Genomic DNA, 18,711 nt, shown 5'->3' on the forward strand with positions numbered 1-18,711 from the left:
CGAAGAGAGGAGTCAATCCACTGGATTGGCTCTTTTTCCTATAAGAGAAGGGGAGCACATGGAACCAAAAGCAGAGAAGAAATATGAAGCTGACATGTACGAACCGATTCGGAATTATTTTGTCACACAAGGATATGACGTTTTTGGTGAGGTCAAGCATTGCGATTTAACGGCCATCAAAGGCGAGGAACTGATTATTGTTGAGTTTAAGCGCAACCTAAGTGTGGAGTTGCTCATACAGGCAACCAAGCGACAACGCTATACCGATTTTGTTTATATGGCAATCCCTAAGCCCAAATACAAATTGTTTTCGAAAAAATGGCAAGATATATGCTACTTGGTTAGACGCCTCGAGCTTGGTCTCATTCTCGTGTCCTTTCCAAAAAGAGGGCCGGCAGTCATGGAAGTAAATATTTCACCGGGACCGTTTGATCGGGTAAAAAGCAAGCAATTCAATCAAAAAAAGCGAAACCGCATCATTGAAGAGATGCGGGGAAGATACGGCGATTACAATGTTGGCGGCAGCTATCAAACCAAGCTCATGACGGCATACAAGCAGAGCTGCATTCAAATCGCGACGTTGCTTCAGCAGTATGGGCCGTTATCGCCTAAAGTACTCAAGAGTAAAGGGGCGGGGGAGAAAACCTCGTCGATTCTTATTCAAAATCATTATGGATGGTTTGCTCGAGTGCAACGAGCGCTGTATGCGATCACTCCGACAGGAGAGAGAGAAATCGCGGAATATCCTGAGCTTATTGCTCACTATCTTGAACAGGCAGAGGAAATACACGATACGCTTACTGTGGATTCAGAGTTGCCGTCTTCATCAACTACCGAGGGACAAACCAGAAAGAAAAAACAAAGGCAGCCTGCTGTGAAAGAATGACAGGCTGCCTTTTCCTATTGAAGGGATGAATTAGTTCGCGATCCATTCTGCTGTCAATTGCCCCACCAGTGCACGCCCTGCCACAATGTCTGGATGGAACTGGATCGTTGCGCTTTGGCGGACGGTTTTCACCTGTTGAATGGCATCCGATAACGGCTGATCATTCTTCAGCTTCCCCCGAGCTTTTGCGATAGAAAGTCCAGCGACCGTACCTTGAGCCATTGCCACTTTAGCACTTTCAATTCCCGTGATATTGCCGGCAACATAGAGTCCAGAGACTGGCGTTCGCATGCTTTCATTGTGTAAGGGGACATGCCCGCCCAAGGAGGGAACATAGGCAAAAGGGCACCCGGCAATCGCTGCCAATTCGGCGAGTGGGCTTAATCCACCTGCGATACAGACGAAATCAGCTGGAATGACTTGTTCAGTTCCAGCTATGGGTGAACCATCGGCGGCAACTCGGGCGATACGGACACCCTCGACTTGAGAGGTACCGACGATCTCCAGTGCTGCTGTTCGCAGTTGAATCGGGATGTCCCACATAGAAAACCCGTTTGAGGGGTAGAGGGACACTGCCAGCTTTTGCATCCATGAACTTCCCATTACTTTGCTCCCCATCCGAATCATCAGAGAAGGGGCAAGATGGGCGACGCGCAATAAAGATTGCATCACTGCTTGTGGTTGTCCCGCAGTGCCACTGACAGTCGTACTAGATGGGAGAATCATTCGATCCACCGCAATTCCAGCCAACTGCAATTCCCGGGATATCGCCACCGATAAGATATTAATTCCAATGACTACCCCGCGTTGTCCTACTCGCACGCGCTGCACATTTGTCATGACTTGAGCAGCTCCGATGGACATCACGCCAGGTAACGTCCACCCTGGCACGGGTACGGCTGCTTCAGAAGCCCCCGTTGCGATCAGGAGCAATGGGACTATCATTTCCCCCTGTGTCGTAGAGACGACCCAGCCACTCTGGAATTGCGTCAAATGGAATACGGAGACGCCGCAACAGAGCTCTACACCGAGATGTTTCGCTTCCTCCGTGAGCCGGGCTGCCTCATCCAGTCCATTCCACCACACACCGTCCGGTTCTTCGTGAAGCTGTCCAAGCAAGCGGCCCCCAGGGCGATAAAACTCATCGACTACACGAACAGCCAATCCCTGCCTGGCACTTGCAATTGCTGCAGATAAGCCTGCAGGACCAGCCCCGATGATGAGAAGGTCGATCATGCACCCTGCCCTCCTTTTTTCAAAGGGGTAGGAAGGATTGAACCCGCATTCACTTGCATGCCTTCCTGCACAAGCGTCATACAAGCACGCACGGTGGGAACACCGTCTACATGGACGCGACATTCATAGCAGTGACCGATATTGCAGTAAATTCCTCGAGGTGTTCCCTTTTCCTCATGCACCCGAAGCGTACGGACCCCTGCGGCCAATAGGGCTCCCGCAATCGTCTCTCCTTCGTAAGCCGTATAGACAGAGCCGTTATAATAAAAAGGAAGCTGCTTTCTGTCACCAAGTGAACCGAGGACCGGATGGTGATCAATTCGTTGGCTCATGCCCGTTGCCCCCCAATCGTTTGAAATGAGACAGGACGGATAGGCGGTTGGTATCCAAGAGGTACAGTATGAGAAGGCACTTGGCCAGTTACTTGCTGAATGACCTGATCGATCAATGTACGGCAGGTTCTCCCACCGCAGCAGCCCATTCCGGCTCTGGTCCGTAGTTTCAGCTCGCGTGCGGTACATGGATAGGTTTGGGCGGTCTCTACCAATTCAGCGAGAGTTACTTCTTCACAACGGCAGATAATCAATGGATGCGATTCCATGATGATGCCTCCTTTCATTCTTGCTTGATGAAAATGCAAGTGTCGTGCCATGGAGAACCGAGTGAGATCGTCCTGACTGGCACAATACTTGCTGAATATTCTCAAAGAACGAGCCTAATCACGACAAACAAAAGAGGGATGACAGAGATGGAAAAAGTAACAAGACTGCGTGAGCAATTCGATTCACTTGGGATTGACGGGATTTTGATCACCAATGGACAAAACCGCCGATACCTCACAAACTTTACAGGTACATACGGAGTTGTCCTCATTTCAAGGGACCAGGCCAAGCTCTTCACAGATTTCCGTTACACAGCCCAAGCGCAAGCACAAGCAACAAGCTTTGAGATCGTTTATTTGCCGACAAAAGAATCCGTATACAGTGAAGTAGCGCGCCAGGCGGAAGCGATGGGGATCAACCATCTCGGCTTTGAGGAGGAGAATGTCTCGTTTGCCTTGCATCGCAAATACAGCGAGGCCGTCCAAACAGCATTCATTCCGACGTCAGGTGTCATTGAGGGATTGCGGATGATTAAGACAAAGGAAGAACTGGCGATCATCCGAACGGCTGCGCAAATCGCCGATGCGGCATTCTCTCATATTACGTCCTTCTTGCGCCCCGGGATCACAGAGCTTGCGGTGTCTAACGAATTGGAAATGTTCATGCGAAAAGAAGGGGCGTCAGGTTCTGCTTTTGACATCATTGTTGCTTCTGGTTATCGTTCCGCACTTCCTCATGGCGTAGCGAGTGAAAAAATGATTGAAGCCGGAAATATGGTCACGTTAGACTTTGGCGCATTGTACCAAGGGTATCGCTCTGATATTACCCGAACGGTTGCTATTGGCACTCCTGATGAACAGCTCAAAGCTATCTACGAGATCGTTTTAGAAGCACGCAATCGGACTGTTGCAGGCATTCGTCCTGGTATTACCGGGAAAGAGGCAGACGCCTTCTCAAGGGACTACATTACGGAGCACGGCTATGGCGAACGATTTGGGCATGGGATGGGCCATGGAGTGGGTCTCGATATTCATGAAGAGCCATTTATGTCCACACGTTGTACCGCTGTTCTTCAAGAAGGCATGATTTTGACCGTGGAGCCGGGGATTTATATCCCAGAGCTTGGTGGGGTCCGTATCGAAGACGATCTGGTTGTTACAGAGAGTGGCAATGAGGTCCTTACACATTCACCGCGCGAATTGATCATTTTGTAAATCGAGAGACAAAAGCCTTGGCCGAGTAAGTGGGCTGAGGCTTATTTTGTCTAATAGCGGTGTCTAAGTTTTGAAACACAACAAGGTATACAGTGTACAAAAAAATTTACAACAACTCACTCTAGAACGAAGTCACTGCCGCCTTCCATTTTGGCATACCTCTTGCATTCTGATAATTCTGAAAACCAACACATAACGACTGAACAATGGGGGTTGATCAAATGAAAAAAAGTATGTTCGCAGTAATGAGTAGCCTAGCAGTCATGGGATTAGCGTTAGCAGGATGTGGAGGAGGACAGCCAGCAGCGAAGCCAGCCGAGCAAGCATCACAGAGTGGACAGTCGAGCACGCAGCCAGCACCTGTCACCACGTCTAAAGAACCAGCAAAAGCACAAGTTTTACGCTGGAATCTTCACTCCGAACCACCTACAGGTGATCCTGGACTTGCGGAAGACACGACTTCTGCTGCCATCGTCAAAGCAGTTTTTGATGGACTGACACGCATCGGGCCTTCGGGCAAGCCGGAGGAAGCAGTAGCTGAGAAGATTGAAGTATCGAGTGATATGAAAACATACACCTTCAAGCTGAGAGACTCCAAGTGGAGCAACGGAGAACCGGTCACAGCCCACGACTTCGAATACGCGTGGAAGCGAGCTCTCGATCCGAAGACAGCGTCTAATTATGCCTACCAGCTCTATTACATCAAGAATGCGGAGAAGGCCAACAAAGGGACTGGCAGCTTGGAAGATGTCGGCGTAAAAGCATTGGATGACAAGACCCTCCAAGTAGAGTTGACGAATCCAACCCCGTTTTTTCTGGAACTAACCGCCTTCCAAACTTATTTCCCGGTAAATAAAAAGGTAGTCGAGACAGATGAAAAATGGTCTGGAGAAGCCAAAACACACGTAGGAAATGGTCCATTCAAAATGGAGTCTTGGGAACACAAAAGCAAAATGGTACTCGTGAAAAGCGACAACTACTGGGACAAAGATAGCGTCAAGCTGGACAAGATCGAGTTCTCGATGGTGGAGGATGAAAACACAGAGCTGTCCATGTTCGAAAATGGCGAGATTGACTGGGCAGGCAGTCCGTTAAGCTCGCTGCCAACAGATGCGATGCCAGCGCTTAAAGACAGCGGAAAGCTGCAAGTGAAGCCTGTCGGTGCTACTTACTGGTACAAGTTCAATACAGAGAAACCTCCGTTCAATAACGTGAAGATTCGTAAAGCTTTTGCCTACGGCATTAACCGTCAAATTTTGATCGACAACGTACTCCAAGCGAATCAGCAGCCAGCAATGGCAGCAGTTCCTCCGACAATGGGACTCAATACAGGCGGTTATTTCAAAGACAATGATCAAGAAACGGCCAAACAGCTGTTAGAAGAAGGAATGAAAGAGTTGGGCATCTCTAAACTGCCGCCGATCAAGCTCAGCTACAACACGTCGGAAGGGCATAAAAAGATCGCAGAAGCGATTCAGGACCAATGGCGCCAAAACCTTGGAGCAGAAGTGAAGCTGGAAAATCAAGAATGGAAGGTGTACCTCGAGACCATGCACGAGGGCAACTATCAGGTCGGGCGTCTTGGCTGGTCGGGTGACTTCAACGATCCGATCAACTTCCTGGAGCTGTTCAAGGAAAAGGACGGAGGAAACAACGATACGCGTTGGGAGAATCCGAAGTTCAAAGAGCTGTTGAACCAGTCAGCCACAGAGAGTGATCCGGAAAAGCGCAAGGTGATTCTGCGTGAAGCCGAACAAATCATGATGGACGAAATGCCGATTATGCCGATCTACTTCTATACGCATACATGGGTGAAGAATGACAAGGTAAAAGGAATCTTCCAGGATGGTCTAGGCGCAATCGACTGGAAATGGGCATCAATCGAATAATATTCGAATGGAGGATGGGCTATGAAAAAATGGGGAAGTGTGATCGTCGCAGCGATGTTGACTCTAACGCTTGCTGTAGCGGGATGTGCCAATCAAGGATCTTCTTCTGGTGGTGCAGACGCTAGCGAGATACTCGTCGGTGTGATTTTACCAGTAACTGGTAATAACGCAACGGATGGAAAAGATATGCAAAACGCCATCGAAATGGCTGTCAAAAAAATAAACGACAGCGGTGGAGTTGTTGGAAAAAAATTGAAGGTCGAAGTGGCTGATGATGGCTGCGATCCACAAATGGCGACGACAGCAGCCAATAAGCTGGTCTCCCAAAACGTAGTGGCTGTCGTCGGTGGCTACTGCTCAGGTGCGACACTACCCTCATCGGGTGTATTCAAAAACGCCAACATTCCCATGATCGTTCCCGCAGCCAACTCAGCTAAATTACCCGCTCAAGGCTATGACACCCTCTTTTTGATCAATGGCCTAACCCCAGACCAGGCACAAACCGCAGCAGATTATATGGCAGCGAACCAGGCGAAAAAAGTTGTGCTCATCCATGATAATTCTGCCTACGCGAAAGACTTGGCTGATTTTGCCAAAGCGTCCGTAGAAAAATCCGGCGGTACTGTCATTGCGTATGAAGCAATCAATCCAGAAGAAAAAGATTTCAGTGCGCTGGTAACCAAAATAAAAGGCCTCCAGCCGGACGCGACGTATTTTACCGGCTATTATGCGGCAGGCGGACTCATGGTCAAGCAATTCAAGCAAAAAGGCGTATCTGGTCTGTTCTTCGCAGGCGATGGCTCATTCAGTGAGGACGTCATCAAGATTGCAGGCGCAGACAATGCGGAAGGGCTTTTGATTACTGCGACACCTACAGCAGAATTCATCGAGGGAGCAGAAGCGTTCACGACTGATTACAAGCAGACGTACAACAACTTGGCACCGGGTCCCTTCTCTGCGTTGAGCTACAATGCGGTCAATCTACTGGCAGATGCGATCGGACGAGCGAACTCGACTGATCGTGACGCCATAAAAAAAGCGATCAAAGAAACAAAAGACTTCAAGGCACTCGGTCAAACAATCTCGTTTAATGCCCAAAATACGCTGGATACCTCCAACTTCGCCGTCTTGAAGGTGACGGGTGGCAAGTTCACGTTAGCGAAGTAGGGCATACGTCAATCTTGCTTCAAGTAAGGATGGTGGAGGAATGGACATTCTCGTCCAAACGCTGGCGGACGGACTGGTCATCGGTGCTTTTTACAGTTTGATTGCATTGGGCTACACGATGGTTTTTGGCATTATCAAGCTGCTCAATTTCGCGCATGGCGATTTGTACATGCTCGGTGCATTTGTCGGATATACCTTGCTCAGCGTGCTCGGCGGAGACTCTTCCGGAGCGGGCTTGATGGGAATATTGATTGTCTTATTGCTGACGATGGTGATTGTCGGCGTCATCGGGATGGGGATCGAGAGGGTGGCTTATCGACCGCTCCTGTTGGCTCCACGACTTTCTATCCTGATTACGGCAATTGGTGTCTCTCTCTTTTTGGAAAACGGCTCGATGATTGTTTGGGGTGCGCAGTATCAAGTGTATCCCTTGCAGCTTTCTCACGACGGCATTAGCCTCTTAGGGGCCAAGATCACGTATGTCCAAATCGGTCTTGTCTTCATCTCTGCGCTTTTAATGATGGGCTTGCATCTTTTCATCAATCGCTCCCTGTACGGCAAGGCTATGCGGGCGATTGCGCTCGATCAGACGGCTTGTCATTTAATGGGCATCCATGTGCATAAAGTCATTGGCTTGACCTTTTTCATTGGTGCTTCGCTTGCAGCAGGTGCAGGCACGATGGCAGGTGCTTATTACGGAACCGTCAATTTCATGATGGGCTTTGTCATTGGACTCAAGGCGTTTACGGCGGCGGTTTTGGGGGGGATTGGCAGCATTCCGGGCGCGATGTTGGGTGGGCTGCTGCTCGGGATGATGGAGACAGCCGGAACATTTATTTTCGGCGGTTCATGGAAGGACGTAGTGGCGTTTTCCTTGTTGATCTTGATTCTCGTATTGAAGCCAACGGGGATTATGGGTGAGAAAGTGACAGAGAGGATGTAGCGGATGAATCCATCTCGAAAAAAAATCGCTGTTGTCCTGTTGCTTGCCGTCACGTGTGTACTGCCTTTTCTGTCCAATAACTACTGGCTGGATGTTGCGACACTTGCCTTGTTCTACGTTGTCTTGGCCCAGGGGTTGAATGTGGTAGTCGGCTTTGCTGGATTACTCGATTTGGGCTACGCAGCCTTTTTTGCAGTAGGCGCTTATACGACAGGCATTCTGATGACGGTGTATCAATGGTCGTTTTGGCTGACCTTGCCTGTGGCCATGATATTTGCGGCTATTGTGGGTGTGATCATCGGTGCGCCGACACTTCGGCTTCGCAGTGACTACTTGGCAATCGTCACCCTCGGATTTGGGGAAATTATTCGTATTTTAGCGATCAATCTTACTATTACCGGATCAGCTTCAGGCATTTACGGAATCCCACGTCCTTCTATTGGGGGCTATGTTCTTGGAGGCCAGATCGACTTTTACTATTTGATCTTGATCATTGCTGTTTTGGCGGTAGTGGCTGTAAAACGGTTGGGCACATCCCGCATCGGCAGGGCGTGGATGTATATCCGCGAAGACGAGGATGCTGCCGAGGCGATGGGCATTAACCGGATCAATATGAAGCTGCTGGCGTATTCGATCGGAGCTGTCATCGGGAGTCTGGCTGGTTCTGTTTTTGCTGTCAAAATGAGTGCGATTGCGCCGCTCAGCTTTAGCTTTACCCAGTCCATCATGATACTCCTGGCAGTGGTATTGGGAGGCTTGGGCAGCATTCCTGGCGTCGTCTTGGGTGCCGTGCTGGTCATTGCCTTGCCGGAGCTGCTGCGTTCAGTGGAAGATTGGCGGTATTTGATCTTCGGCGCCGCGCTGGTCGCGATGATGCTGTTTCGCCCCCAAGGACTGTGGCCTGCTCGCTATGAGATGAAACGAGGCGCTAGACGTAGCAAGACCGAGGAGGCTACGGAAGGGGGCAGTGGTAATGACGTCAAGCTTGACAATGAAAAATGTAACGCTTAAATTCGGCGGTCTGACTGCGGTAAACGATTTGTCTTTTGATATCAGCGCAGGCTCGATCAGCAGTATCATTGGCCCGAATGGAGCGGGGAAAACATCCGTCTTCAACATGATCACCGGATTTTACCGTCCGACTGCGGGGCAGATCATCCTTGCAGGCAACCAGCTCGTAGGAAAAAAGCCAAGCCAAATCACACGGCTCGGCATGGCGCGAACGTTTCAAAACTTGCGGCTGTTTCCGAATTTGACGGTCTTGGATAATGTCAAATCAGGCATGCACAGCCGCACGAGCCAAACCGTCTGGGGAGCACTCTGGCAGACAAGGGCACAGCGCCGAGAGGAACAGTTGATCGAGGATACGGCAAGGGACTGCCTTCGCTTCGTGGGAATGGAAGACAGTTGCTGGCGCATTGCCAAAAACTTGCCGTATGGCGCCCAGCGGTATTTGGAAATCGCGCGAGCCTTAGCTACCAAGCCGCGAGTGCTGCTCCTCGATGAGCCTGCTGCGGGGCTGAATTATGAGGAGAAGGAAGACCTGATTGCTTTGATCAAGCGAATCCGCACCCATTACGAGTTGACAGTGTTGATTATCGAGCACGATATGGGTTTGATCAAAAAAATTTCGGAAAAAGTAATCGTCCTCGACTACGGACAGAAGATCGCAGAGGGAACTCCCGAGGATGTGCTTAGCAATCCGCGTGTCGTAGAAGCCTACCTGGGAAAGGAGGAGGAGGCGATATGACACCACTTTTGACAATCCGCGGCATTCATTCGTTTTACGGGAAAATTGAAGCGCTTAAAGGCATTGACCTACAGGTGCATGAAGGAGAGATTGTCGCACTGCTAGGAAGCAATGGTGCAGGCAAGAGCACGACACTCAAAACGATTTCTGGAATCGTTCGACCAAGCAGTGGAGATGTCTTGCTTCATGGACAGAGTCTCGTAGGCTGGGCTCCTCACCAAATTGTCGAGGCAGGCATCATCCATGTACCAGAAGGCAGGCGGATTTTTGCTGGATTGACTGTGCGTGAAAACTTGGAGCTAGGCGGTTTTACACAGCGAAAAGAGAAGGCGGCCATCGCAGAGGGGATTGAGCAGGCTTTCGCGCTGTTCCCTCGATTGAAGGAGCGGAGTGAACAAATGGGAGGAACGCTGAGCGGAGGCGAGCAGCAAATGCTCGCAATCTGCCGCGGTCTCATGGCACGTCCAAAGCTCTTGATGTTAGATGAGCCGTCGATGGGGCTCGCCCCGATTATTGTGGTTGAGATCATGAATATAATCAGAGAAATAAACAGGCAAGGCACGACGATCCTTTTGATCGAACAAAATGCCAAGGCAGCGTTGAAGCTTGCTCATCGCGGCTATGTAATGGAGACAGGGCGCATCGTTATGGAAAATAAAGCAGACGTGCTTCGGGCCGACGATTCAATCGTCAAGGCGTATTTGGGCGCGTAAGTAAGTGCCCGATGACAAAGGAGGAATCAACCATGGAATTGATCCGTATTTTGTCTGAGGTGTTGCCGCCCAAAGAGGGGCGAAGGTTTCCTGATTTTTGTTCGAGGTGGCGTGCGTTTTTGGCGTGTAAAAAGCGGCTGTAGTGGAGGGAAGAAGCGTATTTCCAGTCTGCGCTTCGGCCTACGCCCCGCAAGGGGGATTGACTGTCCGCTCCGGAATGAATGGCGGGAGCGCTTCAAACGTAGAAGTTTCGAGGAAGGATTCCATAAGTGAAGCTGAAATTCCCCGCCATTCATTCCTGCGCTGGGGCGGGCTCCAGAGGCGCTTGGACTGGAAATCCACTTCTTCTTACGCAGCTTTGGTAACACATAATTGTAAGTCGATTCAAGAAGGAAAAACGCCTGTTCACGAGCATTGAGTCATCAATACGAACCACAAATGCTTCACGATCATGATTCGATAACTCAAGATGATCAGTTAGCACATGTAATCTACCTTGATCACCCCCAAAAACGGTTTGAAAAGCTGGATGTACACAAAACAGCTCGAAAAGCCCTGTCACATGTTTGGAAGGAGACCGCCCCAACGAAGAGAGGATACAGGCGACTGGAAAACATGTGGCAGGGCTTCCCCATACACAACCGTTGACGAGCAACGTATTTTCTTTTTTACTTACCCAATTTGTTATAAAGAGTAGCACGCGATATGCCAAGTCTTTTCGCAGCGGCCTGCTTGTTGCCGTTTTCCAGCTCGATGGCTCGCAAAATGACACGGCGCTCATGCGCTTCGATTTCTTCTTGCAGAGAAAAGAGATCGGGAGGGAGCTCAATCGGTACCTGTTTCGTCTGACCTTGCAAGGAATACGGCAAATCTTCTTCTTTAATAATACCGTCTGTCGCAAATACCACCAATCGTTCAATGGCATTTCGCAGCTCGCGAATGTTGCCTGGCCAGTCGTATTGGAGCAGGTTTTGCATCACATTTTGCGAGATGGCATGAATGGGACGGTTGTAACGTAAAGAGAATTCATAGAGAAAAAAGTGGGCGAGTTCAATCGTATCTTCAATGCGTTCTCGAAGCGGAGGAATTTTCAGCGTCACGACATTGAGCCGATAGAACAGGTCTTGGCGAAACTTTCCTTCCTTTACTAACTCCTCCAAATTTTTATTCGTGGCGGCAACCACGCGGAAGTCCGCCTCAATCTGCTTGGTCCCTCCGACCGAATAATATTTTTTCTCTTGAAGCACGCGAAGCAGCTTCACTTGCATATCGAGTGGCATTTCTCCTACCTCGTCGAGAAACAGCGTTCCTCCACGTGCCAGCTCTATCATTCCTTTTTTCCCTTTTTGATCCGCACCAGAAAAGGCACCTTTCTCGTACCCGAACAGCTCACTTTCAAACAAAGTAGGCGAAATCGCACCGCAGTTAATGGCGATAAAGGGCGCATTGGAGCCTTCCCGTACATCATGCACGGCTTTGGCGAAAAGCTCCTTGCCGACGCCACTTTCCCCTGTGATCAAGACGGTTGCTTGTGTAGCGCTGAGCTTTTGGATCATGGACTTGATATGGCGAATGGGGAGACTCGTTCCCTTGATCTGTGCAAATGGATCAGGGGTCGGACTGAGCTTCGCCATTTCTTGCTGTAAGTGGTTCACTTTTTTGTTGGCGTTCAACAGCTCCTGATTCAGTCGGACCTGGCTCGTGATATCGGTTTCCGCCGCGACAGCACCGATGATTTTGTCATGCAAATAGATCGGATTGGTATTGATGAGCACGACGAGATCCTCCCGCGGCTGATGCTGATGACGGTAGAGAGACTGTCCGCTTTGCAGAGATTTGAGCGTTTCGAGCATCTCGAGCGGGAAAAATTCGGTGATCGGGCGACCAATCGTTTCTTTTGCTTTCAAGGAAAAGATTCGTTCAGCCCCTTCTGTCCAAACCATCACACGTGCTTTTTCGTCGATGACGGATATAGAAGCGTCCATGGTCTTGATCATCGTCTCGAAATACGCTTCCAAGATCTCATGCGAGGAAAAAATGGCTTGTATGACAGCACCTCGATGAAGGTAGCCGACAGGGACTCCAGGCTGTTTTTCGATCAGGAGATAGTTGTGAGTAGCTAGCAGGTGGATAGCGTCAGCCAATGTTGAATCCAGTGTCGTCACAGCAGCTGGTTCCCAAGGGGCTTGTGTGCAATCGATCGTCAAGTTGACGGTTAAATGGGAAGAATTGGCCACATACCAGGTGGCTTGACGCTGGACAAATACAGGAATGGTTTCGTCCAATTGAGGAGGGAGAAGTTCTTGGGCGTTAAAAATCCGCATGTTTGTCTGTATCAACTCGGTTAAGGCAGGAAGTTTGTGATTCAACTCGATCATCCCTTTTAAAAGAGGTAGTTCAAGTGTATAAAATTTTGAACATTTTCTCATTTATTATACATTCGCTCTTTCGGTTGTCAAAGAATTTAGACGAAATATTTTGGGAATCTCGCTTGGAACGATTGGCATGGCTTTTGCAAAAAAGAGTAAGAGAGTAGCAGAATACGCATTTGAGGAGAATCAGCATGACAGTACAAACCCATGCGCAGATTGCGGTAATCGGCGGTGGCATAATCGGTGCGGCGATTGCGTATTACGCTGCGAAGGCTGGATTGGATGTCGTTGTCCTGGAAAAAGGCGAGTTGGCATCAGGGACGTCCTCACGCTGTGACGGGAATATTTTAGCGATCGACAAGGACCCCGGCTTTGACAGTCAGATGTCCCTGAAAAGCCAGATGCTCGTTGATCAGCTGAGCCGAGAGCTGGACCATACGTTTGAATATCGGGCGCCGGGAAGCATTCTCGTCTGCGAATCAGAGGCAGAGATGGAAGCCGCTCATGAATGGGTGAGACGGCAAAAGGAAGTCGGACTGCCATTTCGGATGCTGGACCGATCGGATATTCGGCAGGAGTCGCCTTACTTTGCCGACGACTTGCTGGGAGGCTTGGAATGCGCCACCGATTCTACCGTCAATCCGTACATGCTGACCTTTGCCCTGTTTGAAGGAGCGAAAAAGTATGGAGCGAAGATTATGCGCCGTACAGAGGTCAAGTCTCTCAGACGTGATCAGGCGACGGGGACGTTTCACATCGGGCTTGGTACAGGCAGCATGACAGCCAAGCAGGTCGTCAACGCCGCGGGAGTATGGGCGCCAGTCATTGGCAACATGGTCGGGGTAGATATTCCGATCGTTCCGCGCAAAGGGCATTTGATCGTCGCCTCGAGACAGATGCCTGTCGGTGTGCGAAAGGTGATGGAGTTCGGCTACCTCATCTCGAAGTTTGGAGGAGTGCGACAAGTAGACGAGGAGACAGAGAAGTATGGAGTCGCGCTCGTATTTGAACCGACAGAAAGCCAGAACTTCTTGATTGGCTCCAGTCGTCAGTTTGTAGGCTTCGATTCGCGGATTGATCTGAATGTCGTCAGGTGCATGGCGAGAAGAGCACTGCGCTTTTATCCGAAGATTGCCGACTTCGCCATCATCCGCACGTATTGCGGTTTGCGCCCGTGGACAGCGGACCACTTGCCGATTATTTCTCGCGTAGAAGAAGTTCCTGGTTACTTTATCGCGGCTGGTCATGAAGGAGATGGAATCAGTCTGGCTGCCGTCACAGGCAAGCTAGTGTCCGAGATGCTAGTCGATCAGACAGACACCATTATTCCGACAGAGCCGCTGCGCTTGGAACGGTTTACGAAAAAAGGAGTGTTGCATCCATGAAAGCAACGAGGGTGTTTACCACCATTGACACGCATACCGGGGGAAACCCTACCCGCACGGTAATCAGTGGCCTACCAAAGCTTACTGGGGCCACGATGGGAGAAAAAATGCTGCAGATGAAGGACGAGTATGACTGGATTCGCACGTTTTTGATGTATGAGCCGCGCGGGCATGATGTGATGTCGGGTGCCTTGATTGTTGACCCATGCCATCCGGATGCGGATGTGGGAGTGATCTATATCGAGACAGGCGGATACTTGCCGATGTGCGGCCACGATACGATCGGTCTATGCACCGCGCTGGTGGAGACAGGCATGATCCCCGTGACTGAGCCGGTGACAAAGCTTACGCTCGATACGCCAGCAGGACTGGTCGAGGTAGACATACAGGTAGAGGGAGGAAAAGCCAAGGAAGTATCGTTTGTGAACATCCCAGCCTTCCTCTATCAGCAAGATGTGACGGTAGATGTAGAAGGGATTGGAGCGGTGACCTGCGATATTGCATACGGTGGAAACTTTTATGCCATCACAGATGCACGCAAGCTCAATCTCGAACTGACGCCAGCCCATGCATCCATCATTGTCGATACGGCTGTCACGATTCGAAAAGCGATTAATCAGGCCATGGAGATCGTTCATCCAGAGAAGCCGTTTATTCGCGGACTGACCCATGTGGAGTTCTATACGGCCCCTGACAATCCGGGAGCTGATGTGAAAAATACCGTCGTCGTACCGCCGGGCGGAATCGACCGATCGCCATGTGGAACGGGCACTTCCGCCAAGCTGGCGACTCTGTTTGCCAAAGGGGAGATCGGGATAGACGAACTGTTTGTGCATGAGAGCATCGTCGGTTCTCTGTTTACAGGAAGAGTGCTACAGGTGACGGAGGAAGGGGAGCTGCCTGCTGTCATCACCCGAATTGCAGGCTCGGCCTGGCTGATGGGCAAGCATACGATTTTTTACAATCCGGAAGATGAGCTAGCGAATGGCTTTTTGCTCATACCAGCCGCAACTGATCATTAAAACACAAACCCAAATGTGAGAGGAGAATGAAAAATGGCAAGATTTGAAGGAGTGTACGTGGCGATTGTCACACCGTTTACAAGCGACTATGAGGTGGATTACAAACGCTTGACGGAATTGTGTGACTGGTTGATTCAGGAGGGCGTAGACGGACTGGTTCCGTCCGGTTCGCTGGGAGAATACGCGACAATGACAGGAGAAGAGCGGGCAAAAGTCATTCATACCGTGATCGCTGCCGCAAAAGGTCGAGTACCGGTGGTTGTAGGCTCTGCTGCCCCGTCTACCCGTCAAGCAGTGGAATGGGTGCAATTCTCCAAGGATGCGGGGGCAGCAGGTGTAATGGCCTTGCCTCCGATTAACTACAAGCCATTGGAAAATGAAGTGTTTGCCCACTATGAGGCACTGAACACAGTCGGACTGCCGATTATTGCCTACAACAATCCTCACGATTACAAAATCGACCTGACACCGGACATTTTGGCAAGACTGGCGAAGTTTGAAAATATCGTCGCGGTGAAGGAATTCTCCGGAGACGTACGCCGCATGCAGGACATTCTTGCCCTGACGGATTTGGAAGTTATGGTCGGTGTAGACGATCTCGTCATGGAGGGTGGCTTGATCGGGGCGACAGGCTGGATCTCAGGTGTACCGAATGCACTGCCAAAAGAAGGCGTGGAGCTGTTCCGTCTGGCACGGGCAGGCAAGCTCGCCGAGGCACAGGCGCTTTATCGTCGATTGTTGCCGTTGTTCCACTACGACGCGAGTCCACAATTGGTACAGTCGATCAAATACATGATGGAGCTGGCAGACTTCCCAGTAGGACCGACTCGTCCGCCGCGTCTGCCGCTGTCTGAAGAATACTACGCGGGCATTAAAAAGGCGTTTGACTACGCTGTCGGCGCTGCAAGTGGACGATAGGGGGACGGGCAGAATGCATAGCAAAAACTGGATTGGCGGCGAATGGATGACGCCGTCAGGGAAGGAACTAACGGTCAAGAACCCATCGCGTATCACAGAAGAAGTCGGCGTCCTGCACCTGTCTGATCGGTCACATGTTTTTGCCGCTGAACAGGCAGCTCGTGCGGCACAGATCGGCTGGGCAAAACAAACGGGGGCGGCTCGTGGCGAAATCCTTTTTCAAATGGCTGCCGCACTGGAGGTAAATGCTGACAGCTTGGCACAGCTGGCAAGCCGGGAAATGGGCAAGCAGCTTGGCGAGATGCGCGGAGAAGTGGCGCGCGGGGTCAGTCTGTTGCGCTATTATGCCGGAGAAGGGATGCGTTCCAACGGCAACCTGATTCCTTCTTCAGATACGAACGTTCTGCAATACAGCCGTCGTATCCCGCTCGGAGTCGTGGCGGTCATCACACCATGGAACTTCCCCGTTGCGATCCCCATCTGGAAGATCGCCCCAGCACTCATTTGCGGGAATACAGTCATCTGGAAGCCAGCGGAAAATGGTTCGCTCACAGCGACACGACTAGCTGAAATATTTGCGGAAACAAAGCTGCCAGCGGGTGTGTTGAATCTGGTGATTGGCAAGGGCCGAGAGATCGGCAATACACTCACGAATGAAGCTGAAGTCGATGCAGTCAGCTTTACAGGCTCATCTGGAACAGGCAGACAGATTGCCATCGCGTGCGCGGGTCGCAATATCAAGTATCAAACCGAGATGGGCGGAAAAAATGCGGCAGTCGTTTTGGCTGATGCTGACCTGGATAAAACGATTCCGATTTTGCTCAGTGGCGCGTTTCGATCGGCTGGTCAAAAATGTACGGCTACCAGCAGGATCATTGTAGAAAAAGCGATCTATCAGCCACTGGTCGAGCGATTGCAATCGGCTATGGAGACGTGCCGGGTGGGAGATGCCAGCGATCTGGAAGCGTATTTGGGGCCAGTTGCCTCGGCTGCACAGTATGAGACGGTTGGGCAATACATCGCATTGGCTAAAGATGCAGCAACAGTCATTGCCCAAAGCCCATCATATGCAAAAGAGGAGCAAGGCTATTACATCCGTCCCCAAATTGTCGAGGGTGTCGCTGCCAATCATCGCCTCGTTCAAGAGGAAGTGTTCGGACCATTGGCTGTGCTTTTGACAGCAGACGGTTTTGACGAGGCAGTGGAGCTGTGCAACCAGTCTGTATACGGACTAAGCGCTTCGCTGTTCACCCGAGATTTGGCGAGTGCCCATCGCTTCTTGGATGTGGCGCAGGCGGGAATGGTTCGGGTCAATCAGGAGACGGCAGGTGTGGAATACCAGGCTCCATTTGGCGGCATGAAGCTGTCCAGCTCACATACACGGGAGCAGGGTCAGGCGGCGCTTGATTTCTACAGTACGACGAAAACATGCGCGATCAAATACGCGTGGTGATCATCGAGCTTTTCGCCAATCGCATAAAAAGGTGAGGATGTTATGCACATCAATCAGTTGTTTACGACAATCGAGGCCCATACCGGAGGGGAGCCACTGCGCATCATAACAGGCGGCATCCCACCGCTCGCGGGCAAAACGATTCTAGAGAAGCGCCGCTATTTTCGGGAGGAGCTGGACTATATCCGGCGGATCCTTATGTATGAGCCGCGCGGGCATCATGGGATGTACGGTTGTGTCATGACAGAGGCTGTCAGTCCAGATGCGGCATTTGGAGTGCTGTTCATGCATAACGAGGGCTACAGTACCATGTGCGGACATGGAATCATTGCGGTTGTGACGGCTGCCATTGAGACTGGAATCCTTCGGCTGGAAGATCCAATAGAGCGTATTGTGATTGACAGTCCAGCAGGAAGAATCATTGCACATGCTAACGCGGAAGAATCGCTGGTCCATTCCGTCTCGTTTGAAAATGTCCCCTCTTTTGTTTTGGCACAAGACGTTCCTGTTGAGTGGGAAGGACGTACCTTTTCAGTGGACATTTCTTTTGGCGGAGCCTTCTATGCAGTAGTACAGGCGGAGGATATCGGGGTTCAGGTAGAAATTGAGCAATTGGCCGAGCTGCAAGAGTGGGGCAAACGAATCAAGGAACAAATCGAGGCGAAAATGGAGGTTGTTCATCCGTTGGAACCTGAGCTTAAAGGAATTTACGGGGTGATTATCTCGGATAAGCCGAGAGTGGAAGGATCAGACCTGCGCAACGTGACGATTTTCGCCGATAAACAGATCGATCGCTCACCATGCGGTACAGGTACTGCGGCTCGCGTAGCCACTTTGCATGCGCGAGGCAAGCTGTCCGCTGGAGAATCGTTTGTCCATGAAGGAATTGTCGGGAGCCAGTTTATCGGCAAGGTGGTAGCCACCACACAAGTGGGGAGCTATCCGGCTGTCATTCCGAGCATAGAAGGAACGGCGTTCATCACAGGTCTGCATCAATTTGTCGTTGACCCTACGGACCCGCTGAAAGACGGATTTTTACTGCGATAGGATCGTTTGCTAGAAAAAAGAGGTTGCCGATCACAGGCAGCCTCTTCTTCATTCCCCAAAATGCCTGGTCACAATACTGCCACGCATTGGGACATCAGCATTTTTCCCCTTCTT

General features: G+C 50.7%; 17 protein-coding genes. 13 read left to right on the forward strand and 4 right to left on the reverse strand.

Features of this window, described 5'->3' with window-relative positions:
* The first annotated feature begins 58 nt into the window (after positions 1–58).
* Positions 59–886 carry a DUF2161 domain-containing phosphodiesterase gene (locus HPY27_RS22570; protein ID WP_174226013.1) on the forward strand — a complete coding sequence of 276 codons (828 nt, stop codon included), beginning with the start codon at positions 59–61 and terminating at the stop codon, positions 884–886.
* Positions 887–916: 30 nt separating this feature from the next.
* Here the strand turns inward: HPY27_RS22570 and HPY27_RS22575 are convergent, their stop codons facing one another.
* Genes HPY27_RS22575 through HPY27_RS22585 form a run of 3 tightly spaced genes read right to left on the reverse strand, consistent with a single transcriptional unit; the run spans position 917 to position 2,723 of the window.
* Positions 917–2,122 (reverse strand): NAD(P)/FAD-dependent oxidoreductase, encoded by a 1,206-nt coding sequence (locus HPY27_RS22575; protein ID WP_174226014.1) that lies wholly within the window; start codon positions 2,120–2,122, stop codon positions 917–919.
* Positions 2,119–2,454: a (2Fe-2S)-binding protein gene (locus tag HPY27_RS22580; protein ID WP_174226015.1), complete on the reverse strand. Its 336-nt coding sequence runs from the start codon at positions 2,452–2,454 to the stop codon at positions 2,119–2,121. Before HPY27_RS22580 ends, HPY27_RS22575 begins: the two co-directional genes overlap by 4 nt.
* Positions 2,451–2,723, reverse strand: coding sequence for a (2Fe-2S)-binding protein (locus HPY27_RS22585; protein ID WP_174226016.1), 273 nt, complete (start codon positions 2,721–2,723; stop codon positions 2,451–2,453). Before HPY27_RS22585 ends, HPY27_RS22580 begins: the two co-directional genes overlap by 4 nt.
* Positions 2,724–2,870: 147 nt before the next feature.
* Between HPY27_RS22585 and HPY27_RS22590 the strand changes: the two genes are divergently transcribed.
* The 7 genes from HPY27_RS22590 to HPY27_RS22620 all read left to right on the forward strand — a co-directional run bounded on the left by HPY27_RS22590 (position 2,871) and on the right by HPY27_RS22620 (position 10,400).
* On the forward strand, positions 2,871–3,938 hold the full coding sequence (locus HPY27_RS22590) for a M24 family metallopeptidase (RefSeq protein ID WP_174226017.1): 1,068 nt from the start codon (positions 2,871–2,873) through the stop codon (positions 3,936–3,938).
* 221 nt (positions 3,939–4,159) lie between these two features.
* Positions 4,160–5,827: a peptide ABC transporter substrate-binding protein gene (locus tag HPY27_RS22595; RefSeq protein WP_174226018.1), complete on the forward strand. Its 1,668-nt coding sequence runs from the start codon at positions 4,160–4,162 to the stop codon at positions 5,825–5,827.
* 21 nt (positions 5,828–5,848) lie between these two features.
* Complete coding sequence (locus tag HPY27_RS22600) at positions 5,849–6,994, forward strand: branched-chain amino acid ABC transporter substrate-binding protein (protein ID WP_173624053.1); 1,146 nt, start codon at positions 5,849–5,851, stop codon at positions 6,992–6,994.
* 40 nt (positions 6,995–7,034) lie between these two features.
* Positions 7,035–7,937, forward strand: coding sequence for a branched-chain amino acid ABC transporter permease (locus HPY27_RS22605; protein ID WP_174226019.1), 903 nt, complete (start codon positions 7,035–7,037; stop codon positions 7,935–7,937).
* A 3-nt stretch (positions 7,938–7,940) separates the two neighbouring features.
* Positions 7,941–8,948 (forward strand): branched-chain amino acid ABC transporter permease, encoded by a 1,008-nt coding sequence (locus HPY27_RS22610; protein ID WP_174226020.1) that lies wholly within the window; start codon positions 7,941–7,943, stop codon positions 8,946–8,948.
* Entirely contained in the window at positions 8,911–9,687 is a 777-nt protein-coding gene (locus tag HPY27_RS22615) for an ABC transporter ATP-binding protein (protein ID WP_017252210.1), read from the forward strand. Before HPY27_RS22610 ends, HPY27_RS22615 begins: the two co-directional genes overlap by 38 nt.
* Entirely contained in the window at positions 9,684–10,400 is a 717-nt protein-coding gene (locus HPY27_RS22620) for an ABC transporter ATP-binding protein (protein ID WP_017252209.1), read from the forward strand. The genes HPY27_RS22615 and HPY27_RS22620 overlap by 4 nt, the downstream gene beginning before the upstream one ends.
* A 668-nt stretch (positions 10,401–11,068) precedes the next feature.
* Here HPY27_RS22620 and HPY27_RS22625 read toward each other — a convergent pair.
* The gene (locus HPY27_RS22625; RefSeq protein WP_174226021.1) at positions 11,069–12,829 is read right to left on the reverse strand and encodes a sigma-54 interaction domain-containing protein; all 1,761 of its coding nucleotides are present in this window, start codon (positions 12,827–12,829) and stop codon (positions 11,069–11,071) included.
* 134 nt (positions 12,830–12,963) lie between these two features.
* Here HPY27_RS22625 and HPY27_RS22630 point away from each other — a divergent pair, with 134 nt between their 5' ends.
* Genes HPY27_RS22630 through HPY27_RS22650 form a run of 5 tightly spaced genes read left to right on the forward strand, consistent with a single transcriptional unit; the run spans position 12,964 to position 18,597 of the window.
* Positions 12,964–14,157, forward strand: a complete 1,194-nt coding sequence (locus HPY27_RS22630; RefSeq protein WP_174226022.1) for an NAD(P)/FAD-dependent oxidoreductase — start codon at positions 12,964–12,966, stop codon at positions 14,155–14,157.
* Positions 14,154–15,179 (forward strand): 4-hydroxyproline epimerase, encoded by a 1,026-nt coding sequence (locus HPY27_RS22635; RefSeq protein ID WP_174226023.1) that lies wholly within the window; start codon positions 14,154–14,156, stop codon positions 15,177–15,179. Before HPY27_RS22630 ends, HPY27_RS22635 begins: the two co-directional genes overlap by 4 nt.
* 33 nt (positions 15,180–15,212) lie before the next feature.
* The gene (locus HPY27_RS22640; RefSeq protein ID WP_106834258.1) at positions 15,213–16,097 is read left to right on the forward strand and encodes a dihydrodipicolinate synthase family protein; all 885 of its coding nucleotides are present in this window, start codon (positions 15,213–15,215) and stop codon (positions 16,095–16,097) included.
* A 13-nt stretch (positions 16,098–16,110) separates the two neighbouring features.
* The gene (locus HPY27_RS22645; protein WP_174226024.1) at positions 16,111–17,550 is read left to right on the forward strand and encodes an aldehyde dehydrogenase family protein; all 1,440 of its coding nucleotides are present in this window, start codon (positions 16,111–16,113) and stop codon (positions 17,548–17,550) included.
* A 42-nt stretch (positions 17,551–17,592) separates the two neighbouring features.
* Positions 17,593–18,597: a proline racemase family protein gene (locus tag HPY27_RS22650; protein WP_174226025.1), complete on the forward strand. Its 1,005-nt coding sequence runs from the start codon at positions 17,593–17,595 to the stop codon at positions 18,595–18,597.
* The last annotated feature ends 114 nt before the right edge of the window (positions 18,598–18,711 follow it).

Source organism: Brevibacillus sp. HB1.1 (assembly GCF_013332445.1).
In the GTDB taxonomy this organism is placed as follows: Bacteria; Bacillota; Bacilli; order Brevibacillales; family Brevibacillaceae; genus Brevibacillus; species Brevibacillus porteri.

What these genes read in the sequence shown, in the direction of transcription:
- HPY27_RS22570 (WP_174226013.1), top strand. Translation starts at nt 59, where the DNA reads ATGGAACCAAAAGCAGAGAAGAAATATGAAGCTGACATGTACGAACCG.
- HPY27_RS22575 (WP_174226014.1), bottom strand. Translation starts at nt 2,122, where the DNA reads ATGATCGACCTTCTCATCATCGGGGCTGGTCCTGCAGGCTTATCTGCA.
- HPY27_RS22580 (WP_174226015.1), bottom strand. Translation starts at nt 2,454, where the DNA reads ATGAGCCAACGAATTGATCACCATCCGGTCCTCGGTTCACTTGGTGAC.
- HPY27_RS22585 (WP_174226016.1), bottom strand. Translation starts at nt 2,723, where the DNA reads ATGGAATCGCATCCATTGATTATCTGCCGTTGTGAAGAAGTAACTCTC.
- HPY27_RS22590 (WP_174226017.1), top strand. Translation starts at nt 2,871, where the DNA reads ATGGAAAAAGTAACAAGACTGCGTGAGCAATTCGATTCACTTGGGATT.
- HPY27_RS22595 (WP_174226018.1), top strand. Translation starts at nt 4,160, where the DNA reads ATGAAAAAAAGTATGTTCGCAGTAATGAGTAGCCTAGCAGTCATGGGA.
- HPY27_RS22600 (WP_173624053.1), top strand. Translation starts at nt 5,849, where the DNA reads ATGAAAAAATGGGGAAGTGTGATCGTCGCAGCGATGTTGACTCTAACG.
- HPY27_RS22605 (WP_174226019.1), top strand. Translation starts at nt 7,035, where the DNA reads ATGGACATTCTCGTCCAAACGCTGGCGGACGGACTGGTCATCGGTGCT.
- HPY27_RS22610 (WP_174226020.1), top strand. Translation starts at nt 7,941, where the DNA reads ATGAATCCATCTCGAAAAAAAATCGCTGTTGTCCTGTTGCTTGCCGTC.
- HPY27_RS22615 (WP_017252210.1), top strand. Translation starts at nt 8,911, where the DNA reads ATGACGTCAAGCTTGACAATGAAAAATGTAACGCTTAAATTCGGCGGT.
- HPY27_RS22620 (WP_017252209.1), top strand. Translation starts at nt 9,684, where the DNA reads ATGACACCACTTTTGACAATCCGCGGCATTCATTCGTTTTACGGGAAA.
- HPY27_RS22625 (WP_174226021.1), bottom strand. Translation starts at nt 12,829, where the DNA reads ATGAGAAAATGTTCAAAATTTTATACACTTGAACTACCTCTTTTAAAA.
- HPY27_RS22630 (WP_174226022.1), top strand. Translation starts at nt 12,964, where the DNA reads ATGACAGTACAAACCCATGCGCAGATTGCGGTAATCGGCGGTGGCATA.
- HPY27_RS22635 (WP_174226023.1), top strand. Translation starts at nt 14,154, where the DNA reads ATGAAAGCAACGAGGGTGTTTACCACCATTGACACGCATACCGGGGGA.
- HPY27_RS22640 (WP_106834258.1), top strand. Translation starts at nt 15,213, where the DNA reads ATGGCAAGATTTGAAGGAGTGTACGTGGCGATTGTCACACCGTTTACA.
- HPY27_RS22645 (WP_174226024.1), top strand. Translation starts at nt 16,111, where the DNA reads ATGCATAGCAAAAACTGGATTGGCGGCGAATGGATGACGCCGTCAGGG.
- HPY27_RS22650 (WP_174226025.1), top strand. Translation starts at nt 17,593, where the DNA reads ATGCACATCAATCAGTTGTTTACGACAATCGAGGCCCATACCGGAGGG.